At 43.8% G+C, this 18,378-nt stretch carries 18 protein-coding genes and 1 pseudogene; 3 read left to right on the top strand and 16 right to left on the bottom strand.

What is annotated here, in order from left to right:
- Positions 1 to 61 precede the first annotated feature (61 nt).
- The 4 genes from DESDE_RS03935 to DESDE_RS03920 all read right to left on the bottom strand — a co-directional run bounded on the left by DESDE_RS03935 (position 62) and on the right by DESDE_RS03920 (position 3,989).
- Positions 62 to 991, bottom strand: coding sequence for a 3-hydroxyacyl-CoA dehydrogenase family protein (locus tag DESDE_RS03935; protein WP_014792745.1), 930 nt, complete (start codon positions 989 to 991; stop codon positions 62 to 64).
- 202 nt (positions 992 to 1,193) lie between these two features.
- On the bottom strand, positions 1,194 to 2,114 hold the full coding sequence (locus tag DESDE_RS03930) for a LysR family transcriptional regulator (protein WP_014792744.1): 921 nt from the start codon (positions 2,112 to 2,114) through the stop codon (positions 1,194 to 1,196).
- Positions 2,115 to 2,327: 213 nt separating this feature from the next.
- Positions 2,328 to 3,683, bottom strand: coding sequence for a reductive dehalogenase (locus tag DESDE_RS03925; RefSeq protein WP_014792743.1), 1,356 nt, complete (start codon positions 3,681 to 3,683; stop codon positions 2,328 to 2,330).
- An 18-nt stretch (positions 3,684 to 3,701) separates the two neighbouring features.
- The gene (locus tag DESDE_RS03920; RefSeq protein WP_014792742.1) at positions 3,702 to 3,989 is read right to left on the bottom strand and encodes a hypothetical protein; all 288 of its coding nucleotides are present in this window, start codon (positions 3,987 to 3,989) and stop codon (positions 3,702 to 3,704) included.
- A 258-nt stretch (positions 3,990 to 4,247) separates the two neighbouring features.
- On the opposite strand from DESDE_RS03920, the gene DESDE_RS03915 reads away from it, so the two are divergent.
- Entirely contained in the window at positions 4,248 to 4,916 is a 669-nt protein-coding gene (locus tag DESDE_RS03915) for a Crp/Fnr family transcriptional regulator (RefSeq protein ID WP_014792741.1), read from the top strand.
- 76 nt (positions 4,917 to 4,992) lie between these two features.
- Here the strand turns inward: DESDE_RS03915 and DESDE_RS03910 are convergent, their stop codons facing one another.
- From DESDE_RS03910 to DESDE_RS03895, 4 genes are all read right to left on the bottom strand, one after another.
- Positions 4,993 to 5,220 (bottom strand): hypothetical protein, encoded by a 228-nt coding sequence (locus tag DESDE_RS03910; RefSeq protein WP_014792740.1) that lies wholly within the window; start codon positions 5,218 to 5,220, stop codon positions 4,993 to 4,995.
- A 110-nt stretch (positions 5,221 to 5,330) separates the two neighbouring features.
- A complete protein-coding gene (locus DESDE_RS03905) occupies positions 5,331 to 5,603 on the bottom strand; it encodes a hypothetical protein (RefSeq protein WP_148269900.1) in 273 nt (90 codons plus the stop codon).
- A gap of 77 nt (positions 5,604 to 5,680) precedes the next feature.
- Positions 5,681 to 6,058, bottom strand: coding sequence for an ArsR/SmtB family transcription factor (locus tag DESDE_RS03900; RefSeq protein ID WP_014792739.1), 378 nt, complete (start codon positions 6,056 to 6,058; stop codon positions 5,681 to 5,683).
- Between the two features lie 80 nt (positions 6,059 to 6,138).
- Positions 6,139 to 8,541 (bottom strand): heavy metal translocating P-type ATPase, encoded by a 2,403-nt coding sequence (locus DESDE_RS03895; RefSeq protein WP_014792738.1) that lies wholly within the window; start codon positions 8,539 to 8,541, stop codon positions 6,139 to 6,141.
- Positions 8,542 to 8,887: 346 nt separating this feature from the next.
- Between DESDE_RS03895 and DESDE_RS22370 the strand changes: the two genes are divergently transcribed.
- Together DESDE_RS22370 and DESDE_RS22675 are read left to right on the top strand one after the other, a co-directional pair.
- Positions 8,888 to 9,085: a hypothetical protein gene (locus tag DESDE_RS22370; RefSeq protein ID WP_242831326.1), complete on the top strand. Its 198-nt coding sequence runs from the start codon at positions 8,888 to 8,890 to the stop codon at positions 9,083 to 9,085.
- Positions 9,069 to 9,559: pseudogene (locus DESDE_RS22675) on the top strand (YibE/F family protein). The gene DESDE_RS22370 and the pseudogene DESDE_RS22675 overlap by 17 nt, the downstream one beginning before the upstream one ends.
- 196 nt (positions 9,560 to 9,755) lie before the next feature.
- Here the strand turns inward: DESDE_RS22675 and DESDE_RS03885 are convergent.
- From DESDE_RS03885 to DESDE_RS03855, 8 genes are all read right to left on the bottom strand, one after another.
- On the bottom strand, positions 9,756 to 11,843 hold the full coding sequence (locus DESDE_RS03885; RefSeq protein WP_014792737.1) for a glutamine synthetase III family protein: 2,088 nt from the start codon (positions 11,841 to 11,843) through the stop codon (positions 9,756 to 9,758).
- Between the two features lie 191 nt (positions 11,844 to 12,034).
- Complete coding sequence (locus DESDE_RS03880; RefSeq protein WP_014792736.1) at positions 12,035 to 12,649, bottom strand: nitroreductase family protein; 615 nt, start codon at positions 12,647 to 12,649, stop codon at positions 12,035 to 12,037.
- A gap of 142 nt (positions 12,650 to 12,791) precedes the next feature.
- A complete protein-coding gene (gene nadA / locus DESDE_RS03875; protein ID WP_014792735.1) occupies positions 12,792 to 13,874 on the bottom strand; it encodes a quinolinate synthase NadA in 1,083 nt (360 codons plus the stop codon).
- A gap of 107 nt (positions 13,875 to 13,981) precedes the next feature.
- On the bottom strand, positions 13,982 to 15,778 hold the full coding sequence (locus tag DESDE_RS03870; RefSeq protein ID WP_014792734.1) for a two-component system sensor histidine kinase NtrB: 1,797 nt from the start codon (positions 15,776 to 15,778) through the stop codon (positions 13,982 to 13,984).
- Between the two features lie 58 nt (positions 15,779 to 15,836).
- Positions 15,837 to 15,959 carry a cyclic lactone autoinducer peptide gene (locus tag DESDE_RS20950; protein ID WP_083838528.1) on the bottom strand — a complete coding sequence of 41 codons (123 nt, stop codon included), beginning with the start codon at positions 15,957 to 15,959 and terminating at the stop codon, positions 15,837 to 15,839.
- Between the two features lies 1 nt (position 15,960).
- A complete protein-coding gene (locus DESDE_RS03865; protein WP_014792733.1) occupies positions 15,961 to 16,542 on the bottom strand; it encodes an accessory gene regulator ArgB-like protein in 582 nt (193 codons plus the stop codon).
- Between the two features lie 4 nt (positions 16,543 to 16,546).
- Positions 16,547 to 16,894, bottom strand: a complete 348-nt coding sequence (locus DESDE_RS03860) for a hypothetical protein (RefSeq protein ID WP_242831323.1) — start codon at positions 16,892 to 16,894, stop codon at positions 16,547 to 16,549.
- A 261-nt stretch (positions 16,895 to 17,155) separates the two neighbouring features.
- Positions 17,156 to 18,343, bottom strand: a complete 1,188-nt coding sequence (locus DESDE_RS03855; protein ID WP_014792731.1) for a benzoate/H(+) symporter BenE family transporter — start codon at positions 18,341 to 18,343, stop codon at positions 17,156 to 17,158.
- Positions 18,344 to 18,378 lie beyond the last annotated feature (35 nt).

Below are 18,378 nucleotides of genomic sequence, written 5' to 3'. Positions count from 1 at the left end.
TCCACTTCCTCCCGAGTAAAAAGTTCCTAACTACAGGAGACCAGCGAATTCCTTTTGCCACTTATTTATTAATGTAAGAATTGAAAAGTTTAAGTTGCTCCAAGAGGCCTGCCTGCCTCTGCATGGAAACCTCTTCGGAATCCTCCGGATAGCTAAAGAAACCTTCTCCTGATTTTAAGCCCAATTTTCCTTCCTTAACTTTTTGGGTGATCACAGCGGGAACTGCCGTGTCATTGCAAAGATCAGGGAAAATGACATTATAGGCAAAGGCGCAGGTGTCCAAACCGATGTAATCCATGGTTTCAAAGGTTCCTTGCCATGCTGATTTAAAGCCGATGCAAGCTGTATTGGCGGTATCCAGATCCTCAAGAGAAACAATTCCTTTTTCATAGAGGTACAAGGCTTCCCGGGCCATGGCGGTCTGCATGCGATTGGTGAGAAAACCTTTGATAAATTGGTTAATGACAATGGGCTTTTTCCCGCATTTCTCCAATTCTTCTCTGAGCCAGGCAACTTTTTCGGGATTGGTTTTGTCATTTTTGACGATTTCGACTAAAGGGATGATTTGGGGTGGATTCATAAAGTGAGCCACGAAGAAGTTTCCCGGGCGAAAATGAGGGAATATCTCGGGCAATGGTAATGCAGAGGTATTGCTGACAATGACGGTCTCTTTGGGACAGAACCGGTCCAGATCTTCATAAACCTTTTGCTTTATGCTGATCACTTCAGGAATAGCTTCTATCACCAGATCCGCATCTTTTACTGCTTCTTCTAAGCTGGTCATGGTTTGGAAATTGCTCATAAGGGTTATGACATCCTGATCTGTGATACCCTTAGATACCATTAAGGTAAGACTATTGCGGATTTCCTTGGTTCCTTCCGCTAAGGCTTCCACTTTAATGTCTGACATAATTACATGATGTCCGCCCATGAGGAATACCTGGGCGATGCCAGGTCCCATGACACCTGAACCAATAACAACCACGTTCATTCCTTATGCCCCCTTTTAATTATGAGATCGACAGTTTGTGAACCTTTGTCTTAATTGTAGTCCCCTTGATCAGTTTTGACTAACACATAGTTTTGAATATTCTGCTATCGGCCACAAACCCCATTTGTAGCCCTATATAAAAAAATTCCGAGAGCATCTCTCGGAAGAATAATCGGTTTTTACTCATAAGCAGTGGCCATGATCAGCAACGGTAATCCTGAGTGGTTAATTTAAGATAGTCAATAAATTCCTTACTGATTTCGGTTTGGAAATTAGCCATGGGATACACCACCCCAATGGTGATATTATTGTGCTTTTCGATAGCTATGGGGACCACTTCCCCTTTCTTGAAGATAAGCTCCTTTTCCAAACCAATTCCAGTGACAAACCCCACCGCCAGACCCTCTTCAATCACCTTTTTATAAATCTGCATACTGTTTGATTTTTGGATTTGCATATGAGCAGGGTCCTGATATCGCTTGATAATCTCCAGAATCCATCCATAAAGATCCTCGGAAACGATCAGTTTTTGCTTAAAGAGTTCAGTATGGGAGATCATACGCTTGTTTTTAAGGGGGGACTTTTTCCCGGCACACACAAAAATCTTATCGTCAAATATGTTTTCGTAGCCCAAACTCAGATCATGGATGGTCTCAGAAAATCCCGGATCCTCACTTGTCCGAAAGATAATACCAATATCGCTTATCCCCTCGGCTACATTACTCATAATTTCTTGGGGGCTGTGCTCCTTTAAAACCACATTGACCTGGGGATGCAGCTTATAAAAGGAAACCAGGATATCCGGCAGGGTCATGTAAGGAACCACATCAATGCGCAGCTTGCCTTTTAGGACCTTTTTAGCGAGTGGTTCCCGGCTAAATTGGGAATAGAGTTCGTCAATCTTGGTTAAGATCTCCTGTGCTTTATTGACAAATTCCTCCCCTTCCTTCGTAAGGGCTACCCCCTTATAAGAACGCACTAAAAGCTCGACGCCGAACTCCTTTTCCAAATTACGAATGGCGACACTAAGATTCTGTTGTGACACATGAATTTGCCCAGCCGCAACAGTTAAGGACTTATTTTTGCTCACTTCAACAAGATAATATAGCTGCTCGATACGCATAAACAGCACCCATCCTATCATCCATATAGCAATAGAACCATACTAAATTAATTATAAGCCAAGTGGTTCTCCTTTCCCAGCTTTATTTGTCCCATATTTCTCATATGATGATGAACGTTGTGTTGGGATGCTCACTGATTTCAGTTTGGGAAGCAGCAAGAAGGGACTGCCACAGCAAGGCAATCCCTTTTCAAAATTGACTTATTTAACTTTCTATCCCCTTAACCAAGGCGCTTTTGTCCAATCCGTATAATATTCGGGCCATTCCAACCACCAACGATTCTTCTCCACTATCTCCGTACCATAACCAAACATATCATCAATGTCCCGGAGTAAACTGCCTGCAAACCCGGCTTTCGAAGCAGCATACACTCCCGCACTGTGCACCCATGACTCCTCTTTATTATTCCAGGGACATACCTTCAGGCAGCGGCCGCAGGAGGAACCTTCCCGGTTTGTCGTCCGGAAAATAGTGCATTTATCCGAATCAGCCGCCCATCTCATATATTGATCCTTAAAGGCAATTTGATCTTTATCACTTCCGATGGCCTCACCCGGGCAGTTTTCAGCACATTTTCTGCAATTGGAACAAAACTCCCTTAAGCCAAAATCAATAGGTCCATCCGGGACCAGAGGCAAATCTGTCACCACAACAGCAGCCTTATGCCGGAACCCTAACCGCGGGTGTATAATGCAATCTCCCGTTCTGCTCATTTCCCCCAATCCGCAGGAAATCAATGCTGGAGGAAGGGGCATGGCGTAGTTCCCATTATGGTTTGACCGGGCATTGTAACCCAGATTCCGGATGTAGCGTGCTAAAATATCCGCCACAAAGGCTGATCTGGAATAAGCCATCATACTCATAGAACCACTGATTCCATCATAACCTGTAGTTCCTAAAAGGGTTTCCAGCCCTTGGTCTACCAGTACCCCAATGCAATATTGGTACTTTTCCGAATGGACAGGAGTACCCGGCTTTGTAGCCAGCTCAATTTTATACTGTTCCCAATCTGTCCCCGTGGGCACAGGAGCCTGCTCGGAATACATCATCCAGGGGAAAAGTTTACCTACCCCGACTTCATCGGCTCCGGCATAGTAGCAAACATCCTTGATATGCTGAGTTAACTTTTCAATATCAGGCAACGCTAATTTTTCCGGGCTGGGTTCACCGTCCACCGCCTCCGGTACCCCTAAATACATGGACATAAACTCAAAAGCACTGCCTAAGGGGTGCTTGCCGATAAAGTTCATGACCTGACTCTCCGCATCCTCGCCAAGCAGACCTCTGATCGCTCTGTTAAACCCATGATCCTTTTCCATGGTTCTTTGCACTGGAGCAACAAGTTTAGATGTACCCAACCAGCCATCCTGATACCCTATTTTTTTAATGGAGGCCCCGGTTACATGGGCCTTGCTTAAAATTTTGCTATTTGTTGAATCTGCTCCCAGAACTATGTTGGGGCTAAATACCGCTGATGTCCCTGCAGCGGCGACTAAAGCGGCTCCGGCTTTCAAAAAAGTGCGCCGGCTTGTTTTTAAAGCTGGTTTAGGTTCCTGATTCGAATCCATCTCCACACCTTCTTACCCTTAATTATTGATTTTTGCAGTAATTTTCGAAGCTGGTTTTAACCCCGATATCCTGGCCAGATAAATCCCCGCGGCGATTGAAATTATGAAAAAGAGAAATGCTCCAACGGTAGCAGCTTGAACATGATTACCTGATAAGTTCACTCGGACAAAAGAAATCCCCAATAGTGTCCAGAAAAACCATACTGCGAATGCCAGCCACATATACCATTTGTGAATCTGGGGTTTGAGCCATTGTATGCCGATTGTCGCAATAACACCTAATAGAAAAATCCATAGGGTATACATCAATATCACCTCCTTGTTTACCCTTGAACATTTGATTAGTTATACTTTTCACTTTATAATGGTATCAGTGTCCCTACTATTCTGAATAGTTCACACGCTACAATGTAACATAGATTACATACCTGGTTTTATATCGCGTTGATTGGGATTCCGTCACTTAAGTGGTTAACCTCGTAATAAAATCTGCACTAAGTTCTGGGTACGGGCAAAGCCAAGCCAATTATTTAGCTTGTAATTTTATAGTTAAGGAGGATCCCTATGTCCACTTTATTAAACTCATTTAAATATTCCCCGTTTTTATGTTATGAATGTCCCCAGCTCGCTTCTTTAGCCCACCAACATGGGGAAAAAGTACTCTATCCTAAACATCATATTATTTTGACACCCGAAATGCCTGTCCACTCTGTCTATTATATTGAACAGGGCCGAGTAAGATATGTATCCATCAGCCCCCAAGGGGATGAACACATTTGGGGAATTTTAACGGAAGACTCTTTCTTCGGGCTGATCCCGATCCTTTTACTCGATCCCTCCTGTGGGGTATTCGTGATTACAGAGACACCCACGACAATTTATAAAATAGAAAAGGATTGTTTTTTAGATATTTTAAATACCTTCCCGGAATTTAATTTATCCATCATCAAAGGACTAGCCCACTTTGGTAATGAATTATTAAATCAAATTGAGAGCTTATTGTTTTACAACAATAGGGAGCGGTTATTAGAACTTTTATTGGCTTCCATCGATAAGGAAAACCCTGTAGATCAGAATTGGTATCAGCTTAAAATTCAATACACTCAGGAAGATATCGGTAAAATCATCGGTGCAACCAGAATTACGGTGACAAGACTGATTTCCGAACTCTGTAAAGAAGAAGTCATCAGGATGGTTAATCATAAGATCGAAATCAAATATACCGACCCATAAATATAGCAAAAAACACGACCCTCATCTCCAATTCCTGGTGATAAGCGTCGTGTTTTTATGTCCTGGGCCTCGGATACTATAGTGTCGAGGAAAAATGCGCCATAGCTTTCTTAAATTCCTCAACGGCTTCCGGCTTAAGCAGCTCAAAATACTTTGGCATGACTTCCTGCAAATAACTCTGGTCAAAGGTACCTTCAGCCTGCTTGGCAAAACCCTTTTCAAGCAGCGCTTTAGCCTCATCTTGCTTATCCTCTTTTACTCTTTCCATAAAAAAGTTGTAGAACAGTTCCTGACCTTGGTTCATCTCTCACTTATCCTTTCCAATGTTCTTTGTCATCAAGGCTCGCATTTTAATAAAACTTTAAATTATACTACGGTTCCTGTCAACTCTTTCATTATCATCTTTCCCCACAGCTATAATTCTATCCTTTCCGGAAAAGCCTTATCCCGCATAACACCCCACATCTTATCGATAGACATAGCCTCTCTTTTCACAATAATCCGTAATGTCGTCCAGCAGCTTGCGCTTCTCCTTCTCGGACATGGGTGGGACGGAATGATTAGAGCAACAATCTTTTCCAGACTATCCGTCAGCAAAGCTGGAGAGCCGCCGCCCTCATCATACATCTCATGCAATGAGGACAGAAGCTGCAAATGCTCTTGCAAAGAAAGGCGTACTCTCTCCACTATTATAGTGAATGAGAGTACGCCTTTGGCTATTTGCCCTTGCGTTCATCCATATCCTTCGTCCTATCCGGGACAATTCATTCATCAATATGCTCTAAGCCCTGGCGGTAAAGTTCCTGAACATGATTATCATGAAGGGAATAATAGACCATTTTCCCCTCCCGCCGGTACTTGACAAGATTGCTGCTCCGCAAAACTCTGAGCTGATGGGATGTTGCAGACTGGCTTAAACCCAGGAGTTCAGCGAGATCACAGACACAAACCTCGGCCTTCGCAAGCGCATCCATAATCCGTACCCGGGTGGGATCTCCCAGAGTCTTGAATAAATCCGCCAGTTTAGTCGCCCGATCCAGGCTCAGAAGCTGATGAGCATAAGCACGAATCACATCCGGGTGGGTACAAACCACCTCACATGAAATGTTTTCATTGTTTTCATGGCGCTTATTAGAAGTCATTGTCAGCTTCACCCCATTATGCTAATCCCTGCTGATTAGTACTATATCAGTAAATCTGCAGCCTGACAAGGGAGGGGAGATCAAAGACTCGGAAGAGCAGCGGCTTTCTCAAGGCGGGTATAACGTCTGACACGGGTTGCATTCAAAATCGCCAGCAAAGCCACTCCAACATCGGCGAAAACAGCTTCCCACATGCTTGCCACGCCCAACATGCCCAGCACAATGAATCCAAGTTTGATGATCAATGCGAACCCAATGTTCTGCCAGATCACCTTTTTCGTAAACCGTGCGATATCCATGGCACTTACCAATTTATCAGGACGGTCTTCCATCAGAACGACATCTGCCGCTTCGATAGCTGCGTCGGAACCCAAACCGCCCATGGCTACTCCAATATCAGCCCGGATTAAGACCGGTGCATCATTAATCCCGTCCCCAACAAATACAACCTTCCCTTTCCCCTTAAGCTTCTGTTGGTAATTCTCAAGCCAAGTGACTTTATCTTCAGGAAGCAAATCGCCATGATATTCCTGGATTCCTAACTGTTCAGCCACAGCCTCGGCAACGTTGTGCTGATCCCCAGTGAGCATAACTGTGGCAATCCCCGCCTGATTTAACTGAGCCACTGTTTCTTTGGCTCCTTCTTTTGAGCGGTCGGAAATAATAAGAAGCCCTGCGTATTCGCCATCCACCGCAATATAGACTTGAGTGCCGACGCCCTTCGTTTTCAGTTCGGGAACTTCTATGGAGTTCTGAAGCAGGAGATCTTTTTTACCCGCTAATACTACTTTACCTTTGAATTCTGAGCGAATTCCCTTGCCGCTGATTTCTTCGTAATGAGTGATCGAAGCGGAGTCAATTGCTTTACCCCATTTATCCCGAATGGATTTGGCAATGGGATGGCTGGAATGAACTTCAGCAGTGGCAGCAATTTCGAGCAGTTGTTCCTCAGTATAATGCTTGCTTGTTTCTATTTTGTTTACTTCAAATACCCCTTGAGTTAGAGTTCCCGTCTTATCGAATATCACTGTTTTTACTGAGGTCAGAGCTTCCAGATAATTCGCTCCTTTAACCAGAATCCCATGACGAGAAGCCCCGCCGATTCCGCCAAAATAACCGAGAGGTACAGAAATCACCAAGGCACAGGGGCAGGAGATTACGAGAATCGTCATGGCCCGATAGAGCCATTCCCGAAAATCGCCTCCCATAAAGAGAGGGGGTATCAAGGCAATCCCTAAAGCTATAACCACTACGGCCGGTGTATAGTACCGGGCAAATGTCGTAATGAATTTTTCCGTTTTAGCCTTCCGAGCACTTGCATTCTCCACCAGGTCAAGGATCTTCTGAACTGAAGAATCGGCAAACTCCCGGGTCACACGAACGGTAATCACTCCCGACGTGTTGATCATTCCCGCCAGAACCCCATCCCCGACTTTAACTGACCGTGGTACGGATTCGCCCGTCAAAGCCGATGTATCCACATAGGAAGACCCATGAACAATTTCACCATCCAAGGGAACCTTTTCTCCGGGGCGAATCAAAATCTGTTGTCCAATATGAACATCTTCCGGATCAACTTTGTTAACATCCAATCCATTCACCAGATTCGCATAATCCGGGCGAATGTTGAGCACCGCTTGAATTGAACGCCTGGAGCGGTTGACTGCCCGATCTTCAAAGTATTCTCCCACAGCGTAGAAGAGCATAACCCCTACCGCTTCCGGAAGCTCATGAATAGCAATGGCCCCCAGTGTCGCTATACTCATTAAAAAGTTTTCATCGAAAACTGAGCCACGAAGAATATTCCGGAAGGCCTTTCCCAGAACTTCATACCCGACCAAGCCATAAGCCAGTAGAAAAACAAGATATTCAAGAACCTCCAGGGAGGTATTATGCCAACGTGAGCCAAAAATCAGCCCGATGGCCAGGAAAATACCGGCTACTAGAATTTTCAATAGCTTTTGCCTTGTTTCCTTTGCTTCCTCTTCCTCGCTATGAACATTGTTCTTTACCGCTTTTTTCTCCATGGGCACAAGCTTTACCCCTGGTTCTATTCTCTCCATGATTTCCTGCGCTTTGCTCATCATCGCAGGAGGCAGAAAAACAGTCTTCATGGCATAGTTGATCGTTGTTTCACCTATACCCTCCGTTGCACTGAGCGCCTGCTCCATCTTAGCCGAGCAGTTAGGGCAAAACTCCCCTTCAATTCGATATTGAACTTTTGCCGGAGAGTTTACCGACTTTTTCTCCTTCGCTGCCACAAGTTTAACTCCGGGTTCGATTTTCTCAATGATAGCTTGGGCCTGGCCGACCATCCCAGGGGGTAAGAAAACCGTTTTCATGGCATAATTGATGGTCGTCTCCCCTATTCCTTCCGTTACGCTTAATGCCCTTTCCATTTTGGCCGAACAATTGGCACAGAATTCGCCTTCGATACAAAATTTCACCCGTTCTTCTGATTGATTACGATTTCTATCAGGCATTCCCTTTCCCTCCAAACCTCACTTATGTTTCTACATATTCACGGTTCCTCTTATTTGTTCATTTCTATATATGAATATCTGTTCATATATAGAATATCAAATCTGCTCTTTCGCTTCAAGATGTACCTTAAAATAATTTAATCATCTTTAACCTTTCCATGATTTGGTTTTAACATATACGTCTTATACTTATAGGCGAGAAATAAAATAATTTTGGAGGTATGTTAATGTTTAAGAACCTTAAAATGCCTAAGAGATTACTGGCATCATTGCTCTGCCTGGTTATGGTATCGCCTTTGAGCGCTACTTGAAGAAGATGCTTCGGAATATTAACAGAAAAGAAGTTGTGTTTATAATTACCGTTTTAATAGCGATAGGGATTCTCACACTATTGCCTACGGGATTTCAGAAGCAAGAATACCACTTTACCGAGGGCGTACGGGCTAAAGTCATTTCTGTCAATAATATAGGAATCCATAGCTCCGGAATTTTTAAACTGGGGTATCTGGAAGATTTTGATACCGGCAATGCTTTACGGCTTTAATCCACTCATAGTTGCCCTCATTGTGGGAAATGTACTTACCGTTGTTACCCTGCTCTCGGTGGCAGGATTCACTAGAAAAGCCTATGCCTCTATTATCAGTGCTGTTACTTGTTCCATCGCAACCTACCTTCTGGCCATTCTCTTTGGCAGTCTATTTAATATCCACGGCGCGGTAATCCCCATGTAACCAAGACGGCCCTTATGAAATCAGGACTTAACATCGGAAAATCCGTAGTCGGCGGCCAAACTACTACTCTGCTGCTGGCCTATATGGGGAGCTACATCACCGTGATGATGGTCATTATGGCACAAGGCACACCATTTATGAATATCCTCAATTCAAAGCCTATTGCAGCAGAAATATTGCACACCTTTGTCGGCTGTATCGGACTGGTCCTGGTATCCCCATTAACATCACTTATCTGCGGCCTTATCTACGATTGGGATAGCAACACTGCCCAAAACCAGGGATGAGACAAGACTCCACGGGGAAGAGAGTTCAAATTGTGCACCAGTGCGTAATTTGAACCACCATTCATTTCTTAAAAGCGACTTTGCCTATTTAGCCATTGAAAGAAGGCCACCAATACACTCCACAAAGATGTATTAGTGGCCTTTTCCATGCTTCTTCCATGATAAAATCAGAAGTATTTATACCTGAACCAACCCATTACAGCTTAAACAGCATGTCCGCATAACTGGGCAGAGGCCAGTATTCCTTATCCACCAGTTCCTCCAGCTGATCCACAGCCACCCGGAGAGCATTCATAGCGGTGAATACTTCATCCCGATAAAACACGCCTTGCGCAAAGACATCATCCATAGCCAGCGCTTCCTTGGCCTTCCCTTCCAGAGCCCGAAGGCTTTCATCCACGGCCACCACTATTGAAGAGACTCGGTTCAAAAGTCCTTCCTGAACAGAGACAGGAGCGCTGGAAACCGCTTTCACTGCCGAAATACCGGCGGCCAGGCTTTGAATCATTTTCAAACCGGCGGGCATAATCTGCCGTTTGACCATAGTGAGCATGGTTTGCGCTTCAATATTAATAATTTTATTGTATTGCTCAAGGAGAATCTCATAACGGGAATGGAGCTCTGTTCTACTGAGAACACCGTGTTTGACAAAGAGTGTCACTGCTTTTTCCGTGATCCAGGCAGGGATTGCATCCACAGTGGAACAGATATTGGGTAATCTCCGGCGCTCTGCTTCTTCCACCCATTCATCCGAATAGTTATTGCCGTCGAAGACGATACGGGAATGCTTCACCGCAATCTCCTTAAGCAGCTTCTTCAAATCGGCGTTAAAATCTTCCGCCTGCTCCAGCCGGTCCGCCATGTGACAAAGGGCCTCCGCCACAATAGAATTCAGAACAATGTTAGGTCCGGCGATCGAAAGCGAGGAAGGAACCATCCTGAATTCAAATTTATTGCCGGTAAAGGCAAAGGGGGAAGTCCGGTTCCGGTCGGTGGAATCCTTCCTCAAAACAGGTAAAGTGGAGACCCCAATATTCATGCGGCTTTCAGATTTTGAGCGGGTCAAGCCGCCATTTTGCAATTGAGCTAAAATATCGCTCAATTGATCTCCTAAGAAGACAGAGATAATGGCGGGGGGGGCTTCATTAGCACCCAGGCGATGATCGTTGCCTGAGTTAGCGGCGGAAGCCCGGAGCAAATCCGCGTGCTCATCCACAGCTTTCAACACCGCACAAAGAAAGGTAAGGAATTGAGCATTCTCATGGGGTGTGCGACCGGGATCCAGGAGATTCTTTCCGGTATTGGTTCCTAAAGCCCAATTGTTATGCTTGCCGGAGCCATTGACACCGGCGAAGGGTTTTTCATGGAGGAGACAGACCAAACCATGGCGGTTGGCCACTTTTTTCAGGATATCCATGATCAATTGATTATGATCCGTAGCCACATTGGTCACGCTGAAAATAGGCGCGATTTCATACTGACCGGGGGCCACTTCTTTATGCTGAGTCTTGGCAGCGATGCCCAGCTTCCAGGCTTCCACATTCACTTCATGCATAAAAGCCGATACCCGCTCATTGATGCTGCCAAAATACTGGTCTTCCATTTCCTGACCCTTGGGAGGCCTCGCTCCAAAGAGGGTACGGCCTGTAAGGACAAGGTCCATTCTCTTTTCGTAGTAGGCATTGTCGATAAGGAAGTACTCTTGTTCCGGACCTACAGTGCTGGAGACACGAGTGGTTTCCTCATCCCCAAAAAGTCTGAGAATCCGCACCGCTTGCTTGGATAATGCCTCCATAGAACGGAGCAAGGGAGTTTTATTATCTAAGGCTTCGCCGGTATAAGCGCAGAAAGCGGTAGGGATACACAGCACGATATTGACTCCTTCTTCCCTTAAAAAGGCCGGTGACGTGCAATCCCAGGCTGTATAACCACGGGCTTCAAAGGTGGAACGAATCCCCCCATTGGGAAAAGAAGAGGCATCCGGCTCACCTTTAATGAGTTCTTTGCCGGAAAACTCCATAATCACCCGACCATCGCTGGTTGGGGCTATAAAAGAGTCATGTTTCTCAGCAGTTAACCCTGTTAAGGGTTGGAACCAATGAGTATAATGGGTGGCTCCCTTTTCAATAGCCCAATCCTTCATGGCACTGGCCACCACTTCAGCCACACTGGGTTCCAGAGGGAGTCCATTTTCGATGGTATTCTTTAAAGATTTATACATGTTTTTGGGAAGCCTTTCACGCATCACACTGTCATTAAACACATTCATTCCGAAGATCTTCATCCCTTTTTCCCCTTTCAACTACAGCAAATAAAAAAAGCGCCCTAAGAAATGTACCAGGTACATTCCTTATGAGCGCCTTTGCTCTTCTTTTATAAAATTACTGAATTAAAAATAACACAGAACAAGGGATCATGACAACGGTTTTTTTAGATGTATACAATATTTATACCTCTCATTCCACCCTGAGCACTCTATTCGATAACCTTATAGATAATCTCCTCAAGCTTTAAGCGAGGCCGCATGCCGGGACTTTGGTCCGGAAAGCCCACAGGCATCAGAGCTGTAATGATGAGGTTTTCCGGCAAGTCCAGGATCTTGCTGATCTCTCTGGCCTTCATTAATTGTACCCAACAGGTACCTAAGCCCAAAGACACAGCGCGCAGGGCAATATGCTCAATGGCAATGGCCACATTCAGCATGGCATGAGGCTTATACCCCTTTAAGGTCTCAGCATCCATAGGCTTATCCGCATTGGGATAGTTGCTTACATCCTCTTCTCTAAATACTCCGGCATCCACTAATTCCTGAAGCCTCTTGCGAGTGTTGGTGGCATAGGTTGAGAGATCGGCACAGCACACCAAAAGCACAGGAGCTTCACTCAGAAATCTATTATTGAAAGCAGCTCCCTGGATTTTTTCTTTAACCTCCTGATTTTTAACCACGATAAAACGCCAAGGCTGTTGATTGGTTCCCGAAGGTGCCAAACGGGCAGCCTCCAGCAATTCTCTCAGCATCTCCTCAGGTACAGGATCTGGCTTGAATTTGCGGATACTGTGCCTTTCCAGCATTGCGGTTTTTACATCCATTGAATTACCCCTCCCAGGCCCTAGGCCCTATTTTCTTTCTATTCTCTTATGTTACAAGAATTTTCTGATAATAACAATAGGTCAAAGAGATAGAAAGATCCAAGAAAGCAAATCCTTCCTTGGATCCATTGCGGAATCTCATCTATTTGCTCATCTCCAGCATTCGATCCAATGCTACAATGGCATCCTTGGCAATCTCAGGTTTCACAGTAATTTGATTCACTACATTACCTTTCTGCAGATTCTCCAAAGCCCAGAGAAGATGAGGTTGACTGATGCGGCTCATCATGACACAGAGACAAGTGTTCTCATTGAGACTAAATACCTTTTTATCCGGGTTCTCCTTGGCCAGCCGGCTTACAAGATTGATCTCTGTTCCCACAGCCCAAATGCTCCCCTCCGGAGCGCCTGTAATTTGACGGATAATAAAATCTGTAGAACCGTCCAGATCCGCCTTTTCAACCACTGCATGGCTGCATTCCGGGTGAACTATCACCGTAACTCCAGGATATTTCGACCGGACATAATCCACATGGGCAGGCGTGAATCTCTGATGGACACCGCAATAGCCATCCCAAAGGATAATCTTCGGTGCAGCCTCCGGCAGCTCCATCTCCCATTCCTCCCGATGCCATAAGAACATGTCCTTATCCTCTAGGCCCAGATGCATCGCTGAATTGCGTCCAAGATGCTCATCCGGCAGGAAAAGGATATGTTTCCCCTGACTGAACAATGTTTTGAGGATCTTCATAGCATTGGAGGAAGTACAAGTCAGACCTCCATGGCGTCCGCAAAAGGCTTTCACCTCTGCCGAGGAATTGACGTATGTTACAGGAACGAACTCTTCATTATACTGGGCACTGATCTGTTCCCAGCACCGTTCAACATCTTCGATATCTGCCATATCAGCCATAGGGCACCCTGCCTCCAGATCGGGCAAGATCACCTTCTGCTCCGGAACAGTCAGGATGTCAGCAGTCTCCGCCATAAAGTGGACACCACAGAAGACGATGTACTCCGCGTCAGCTTGAGCCGCCAATTGAGAGAGTCTCAGAGAATCCCCCCGGTAATCAGCATAGCGGACAACCTCATCCCGTTGATAATGATGGCCCAGTATAATCAACCGGGAACCCAGCTCCTCTTTCACCTTTCGTATCCGCCGATCCATCTCTTCTTCGCTAAGGTTAAGATACTCTTCCGGTAGAGGCTGTTGCGTGGTGAACATTTTGTATTCCTCCATAAAAGCATGTTATTCGCGATGAATTTATTCTATTTAACCAAATGTCCATTTACCTGTCAACTTGATATGAATAGTATTCCTAATATTGTCCATTAAATGACTTCGTCTTTTTTACTTAGGATATTTCTTCTCTTAAAAATAACTTTAAACGTTGTCCCTTGATTCCCCGTATCAAAAATCAGCTCAGCATTATGGCGATGAGCTATCCCCATGGAGATAGCAATTCCCAGACCCGTTCCGCTTTCTTTGGTTGTAAAAAACGGAGTCCCAATCTTATCTCGAATCTCTTCAGGAATACCGCACCCTTGATCCTGAACAGCCAAAACGATAAGATTTCTTTCCTCGTAGGTCCGTATAATGACACATCCGCCCGGAGGAGTAACCTCTAAGGCATTGCGGACAAAGTTTAAGATCAGTTGACGGATTTCATTCTCATTCAGCCATAAGCTGGGCAATGGATTTAAGTTTAATATGAGCTCTTTATTGCCGTTATTGGCATCAGCCTGAATCATTGGAAAAATTCTATAGATAATCTGATTGATATCCTGTTCTTTAGTAGAATCCATATTATTTTTTGCCAAAGATAAAAACTCAGAAATAATGGTATTGGCGCGATCAATCTCCGAAATCATCAGTTCGTTGTATTCCCTTTCATCGGAATCCGAAACCTTACTGCCCCGTAACTGCAAGAAGCCCTTGACTGTAGTGAGGGGATTTCTTATCTCATGGCTGATTCCAGCGGCCATTTGACCAACGAGGTTCAGCCTTTCCAGCCGCGCCATTTCATGCTGCTGTTGCCTTTGCTCCGTGATATCCCTGAAAAAGACCGTAATTCCCTCTTCAAAAGGATAAATACTGGTATGGAAGATTCTCTCAGGAGTCAGTATTCCCTCTCCTTCAAAATAGGCAGGCTCAGCACTAATGAAGACTTCAGAAATATATTGATACGTTACTGTATGAGAAAAGTCCGGGAAAATCTCAAGGATATTTTTCATTTTTAATTCTTCATCGGACTTATCAAAATACTTTTTAGCTACATCATTATAGAAAAGAAGCCTCCACTCTTTATCTATAGAAAATAAACCATCGGAAATCCCTTCCATGATTTGTTTAAATCGCCGCTGTGAAGCCCCAAGCTCATCATTAATAGAATTTAGCTCTTGGGTATACCCCGCAATTTTGTCAAAAACCGGTTCTAACTCAGGTAGCTTCCGGAAGTTATGCTTCGATATTGATTCAGGATGAACAATTGATTCTGTAAACTCTTCTAATTGAGTTTGGATATTTCTCATATGTTTCCGAATTAGTAGGATAATCGTTCCAAGAATTGCAAAAATCGATATGAAAAACAAATTAAATTTCGAGAAAGTTATAAGGTTAATTTCAGGATTCGCAGCATAAACCCAGACATACCCCAATATAACTCCGCCGTGGGTAACAGGGCTACTAACCAAACTATAATTGCCATAATACATTTGCTGAAATCCTCGACTCTCATCAAGAGTGTCAAGGATTTCCTCAATATTTAAATTCATAGTTCCATTTTCTAAAACCAACCACTGGGCTTTGAGATCATAGTAAGCAACAGAATGGGACTCGCTATTTCCGAGCAGAGCTTTTATATCTCGATTAAGCCTTTGGTCTCCAAAGTTGCTCGAATAATCCTGAGTATTTCCGACACCCAAATAAAGGTCATCAAAATAGCCTTCAATTCTCTCCTTTACCATAAGGGCAGTGTTAAATAATCCATAATTCAATTTTATGGATTCCTTCTCCCAAAAGCTTTGTCCAAATAAAGAGATCAATATTATACTTAGGAAAAAAACACTAATTGAGATATTAAATAAAGTGGATTGAATAATTGATCGCTCAGACGATATTTTATCCATTTCCCGCCTCCAACCTTAAGAAGCTGGGGTACCCCAGCTTCTTAAAAGGAACTACGATTTATTTCTGCAATGACTTTGGTGCTTTGGGTTGATATGCCCAGAAAGTACATGCAAATACGGATGTCGCGCTGGCTAGGACCATTAATGATGTGGCTAGAGCAGTGAAGATAGTTTTTCTCATATTATCCACCTCCCCGTCGATTGAATATTGGCAGCAAAGTGAGGGATTGATAGAAAACTCCCAAACTCATGCTGATACTTAATAAAGAATTGGATGAAAGTATACTGATCACAAAAGTAATTAAGACAACACCGATAGATAATCCCCGTAAATTCCTTTTTAACTTTTTTGAATGAATAGGTTTATTTTCACTGTCTACTGGGGCCAAAATCCAAACTATCCCTAAAGCAATAGCTAAGCTTATCCATAACATATAATCACTCACAAGATTAAATTCCGCCAGCTTTTGCCCCAAAACGCCTAAAGCACTGTATATGATAGCACCGATAACCAAGCATTTGGTCGGCGAATCGAAATGAGCACCTCCCGAAAATCTGCGAAGTAGCACACCAGATACGGCCGAAATCAGCGCTGCTTTTAAAGCCCCAACTATCAATGCAAACAAAATTAATAAGAGGGTTCCCAAAATTGCAAGCAGAGAAGTTTCTATAGCGTAGGCAATAATTTCTTTCTTGTCTTCATCAAAATCTAAATCCCTCGTGATTATATCAGTTAAATTATTACTCATATCATTAAGGCTCATCTTGTTATCTCCCTTTTTGCCTAATTATAAACGCAGTAACAAAGAGCATAATCACTTGAGGTTCCGTATAAAGAATTCTTTTTACCGAATCGGAAAATACCATTTCTTGTGAGATATTAAATATCTCCGTAAGAATGGTAATAAAAACCAATTCAAATACTGCAAGAGCAACAAAGCAGATGAGCGTCGTCACTAAAGATACCGTTATCTCTTTACCTTTAAAAGTCAACCATAAAAATAAAATTAACATTAAAACAATTGTATGGGTCCCAAAAGGAATATTGTAAACTCTGATCAAGAAGGCAATAACCCCCAAGAATATTCCTATCGGAATAATCTCTTTACCTCGCATAGGCAACTTAGCAATAGCATAGGCTAGTGTAATAACTCCGATTTGTTCCGGAATCCCCTGTAACAGCAATACAATTAAAGGTATACCTATGATAACTCACCTACTTCAATTCTGACAAAATACTATGACTATTTTCACGATAAAGAGCTATTATTTCATAAATTTTCTACATAACTATTAAAAGTCCTTCTTCTCTTATAGATTTTAAAAAATTTTAACCAAAAATTGACTCAAATTCTTTAAATTGTCTTGAAATCCAGATCAATTCTCTACAAATCGTGCGACTAAAGTCCCAACGAGCAAAGACCAGACCGGAGCACTGATATTCAATAGTGTAATATTAGACAAAGCAATGACAAAGGTCAAAGCAGCACTTAATTTCATTTTAGGGTTGGAAAATCCAGTGGATAAGCTATTCCCAAACACACCTAAGAGGGCAAAACCCACCAGCAGGGAAATGAAAGGTTTAGGCAATACCTGAATCAAGGGCACCAGCTTCCAGGCAAAAAGGCCGAAGAGAAGGATAATAACCCCCGAGACTACTGCACCCATGTAGCGTTTTTCCTTAAGGCCCGCTTCAGGATCAGCACAGATGGCCGACATCATACCGGCTACATTGGCCGATTGTCCGCCGAAAAAACTGGTAAGGACAGAGAAAAGGCCGCTAAGGGAAATCACCTTATTAATAGGCGGATGGTAATCATTTTGCTCTAAGGCTCCTAAGCCAACGGCAGCATCATTGCTGAGAATAAGTAAGGCCAAGGGGATCGATACCGACAGAAAGCTTAAGGGATTAAAAACAGGAACCTGAAGAGCAGGCATAACCGGTGAGGAACCCAGAGCTAAACTTTCTAAAGGCTGAGTCAGGAATAAGAGCACCGTTGCGGTTACAATACCTGCAACCATAGGTGGAATCTTGGTTTTCCATTTGCTGAAAATTAAAAAGGTTAAAAGAGCTACCCCACCGATTATGGGAAGCTCCGTGATAGAGTTAATAAAGTTCACCATATAACGTATAATCATACCGGCCAGCATGACTGCTATAATTTGCTTAGGTACATAGTCAAGGAGCTTGGAAAAGATTCCGAACACTCCCACTGCTAACATTAAAAGGGCGGAGACTATATATGCTCCGATAAGCTCCGAATAGGAAAAATGGGCTGTGACGGTAGCTAGAAAAGCCACCCCGGTAATGGAGTGGGCTCCGACGATGGGCATCTTGTAATACCAAGGGATGAGAATACTATAAATCCCCCCAAAAACATAACAGGAAAACATCCAAAGTATCGTTTGTGAAGTTGTAAAGTTACCATTGGAGGCCGCCTCCAGGATAATGGCAGGCGGGCCTGTTATTGCAAGCAACGCCGATACAATACCCGCCGCAAAGTTCCGTAGATTTAAGTCCTTTAAACCGGCTTTATTAATTCTGCTCATGCTTATCCCCATCATTACTGCATCTCCTTGATACCGCTTACTCCGGATAA

Origin of the sequence: Desulfitobacterium dehalogenans ATCC 51507 (assembly GCF_000243155.2) — a bacterium.
GTDB classification, from domain to species: Bacteria; Bacillota; Desulfitobacteriia; order Desulfitobacteriales; family Desulfitobacteriaceae; genus Desulfitobacterium; species Desulfitobacterium dehalogenans.
This window is presented reverse-complemented; position numbering and strand designations above follow the sequence as displayed.

Excerpts from the sequence above, each read along its gene's own strand:
- DESDE_RS03915 (WP_014792741.1), top strand. The coding sequence starts at position 4,248 with ATGTCCACTTTATTAAACTCATTTAAATATTCCCCGTTTTTATGTTAT.
- DESDE_RS03925 (WP_014792743.1), bottom strand. The coding sequence starts at position 3,683 with ATGGATTCGAATCAGGAACCTAAACCAGCTTTAAAAACAAGCCGGCGC.
- DESDE_RS03865 (WP_014792733.1), bottom strand. The coding sequence starts at position 16,542 with ATGAGCCTTAATGATATGAGTAATAATTTAACTGATATAATCACGAGG.
- DESDE_RS03935 (WP_014792745.1), bottom strand. The coding sequence starts at position 991 with ATGAACGTGGTTGTTATTGGTTCAGGTGTCATGGGACCTGGCATCGCC.
- DESDE_RS03855 (WP_014792731.1), bottom strand. The coding sequence starts at position 18,343 with ATGATGGGGATAAGCATGAGCAGAATTAATAAAGCCGGTTTAAAGGAC.
- DESDE_RS03920 (WP_014792742.1), bottom strand. The coding sequence starts at position 3,989 with ATGTATACCCTATGGATTTTTCTATTAGGTGTTATTGCGACAATCGGC.
- nadA (WP_014792735.1), bottom strand. The coding sequence starts at position 13,874 with ATGTTCACCACGCAACAGCCTCTACCGGAAGAGTATCTTAACCTTAGC.
- DESDE_RS03930 (WP_014792744.1), bottom strand. The coding sequence starts at position 2,114 with ATGCGTATCGAGCAGCTATATTATCTTGTTGAAGTGAGCAAAAATAAG.
- DESDE_RS03910 (WP_014792740.1), bottom strand. The coding sequence starts at position 5,220 with ATGAACCAAGGTCAGGAACTGTTCTACAACTTTTTTATGGAAAGAGTA.
- DESDE_RS03880 (WP_014792736.1), bottom strand. The coding sequence starts at position 12,649 with ATGGATGTAAAAACCGCAATGCTGGAAAGGCACAGTATCCGCAAATTC.
- DESDE_RS03900 (WP_014792739.1), bottom strand. The coding sequence starts at position 6,058 with ATGACTTCTAATAAGCGCCATGAAAACAATGAAAACATTTCATGTGAG.
- DESDE_RS03895 (WP_014792738.1), bottom strand. The coding sequence starts at position 8,541 with ATGCCTGATAGAAATCGTAATCAATCAGAAGAACGGGTGAAATTTTGT.
- DESDE_RS03860 (WP_242831323.1), bottom strand. The coding sequence starts at position 16,894 with ATGCGAGGTAAAGAGATTATTCCGATAGGAATATTCTTGGGGGTTATT.
- DESDE_RS03885 (WP_014792737.1), bottom strand. The coding sequence starts at position 11,843 with ATGAAGATCTTCGGAATGAATGTGTTTAATGACAGTGTGATGCGTGAA.
- DESDE_RS03870 (WP_014792734.1), bottom strand. The coding sequence starts at position 15,778 with ATGGATAAAATATCGTCTGAGCGATCAATTATTCAATCCACTTTATTT.
- DESDE_RS20950 (WP_083838528.1), bottom strand. The coding sequence starts at position 15,959 with ATGAGAAAAACTATCTTCACTGCTCTAGCCACATCATTAATGGTCCTA.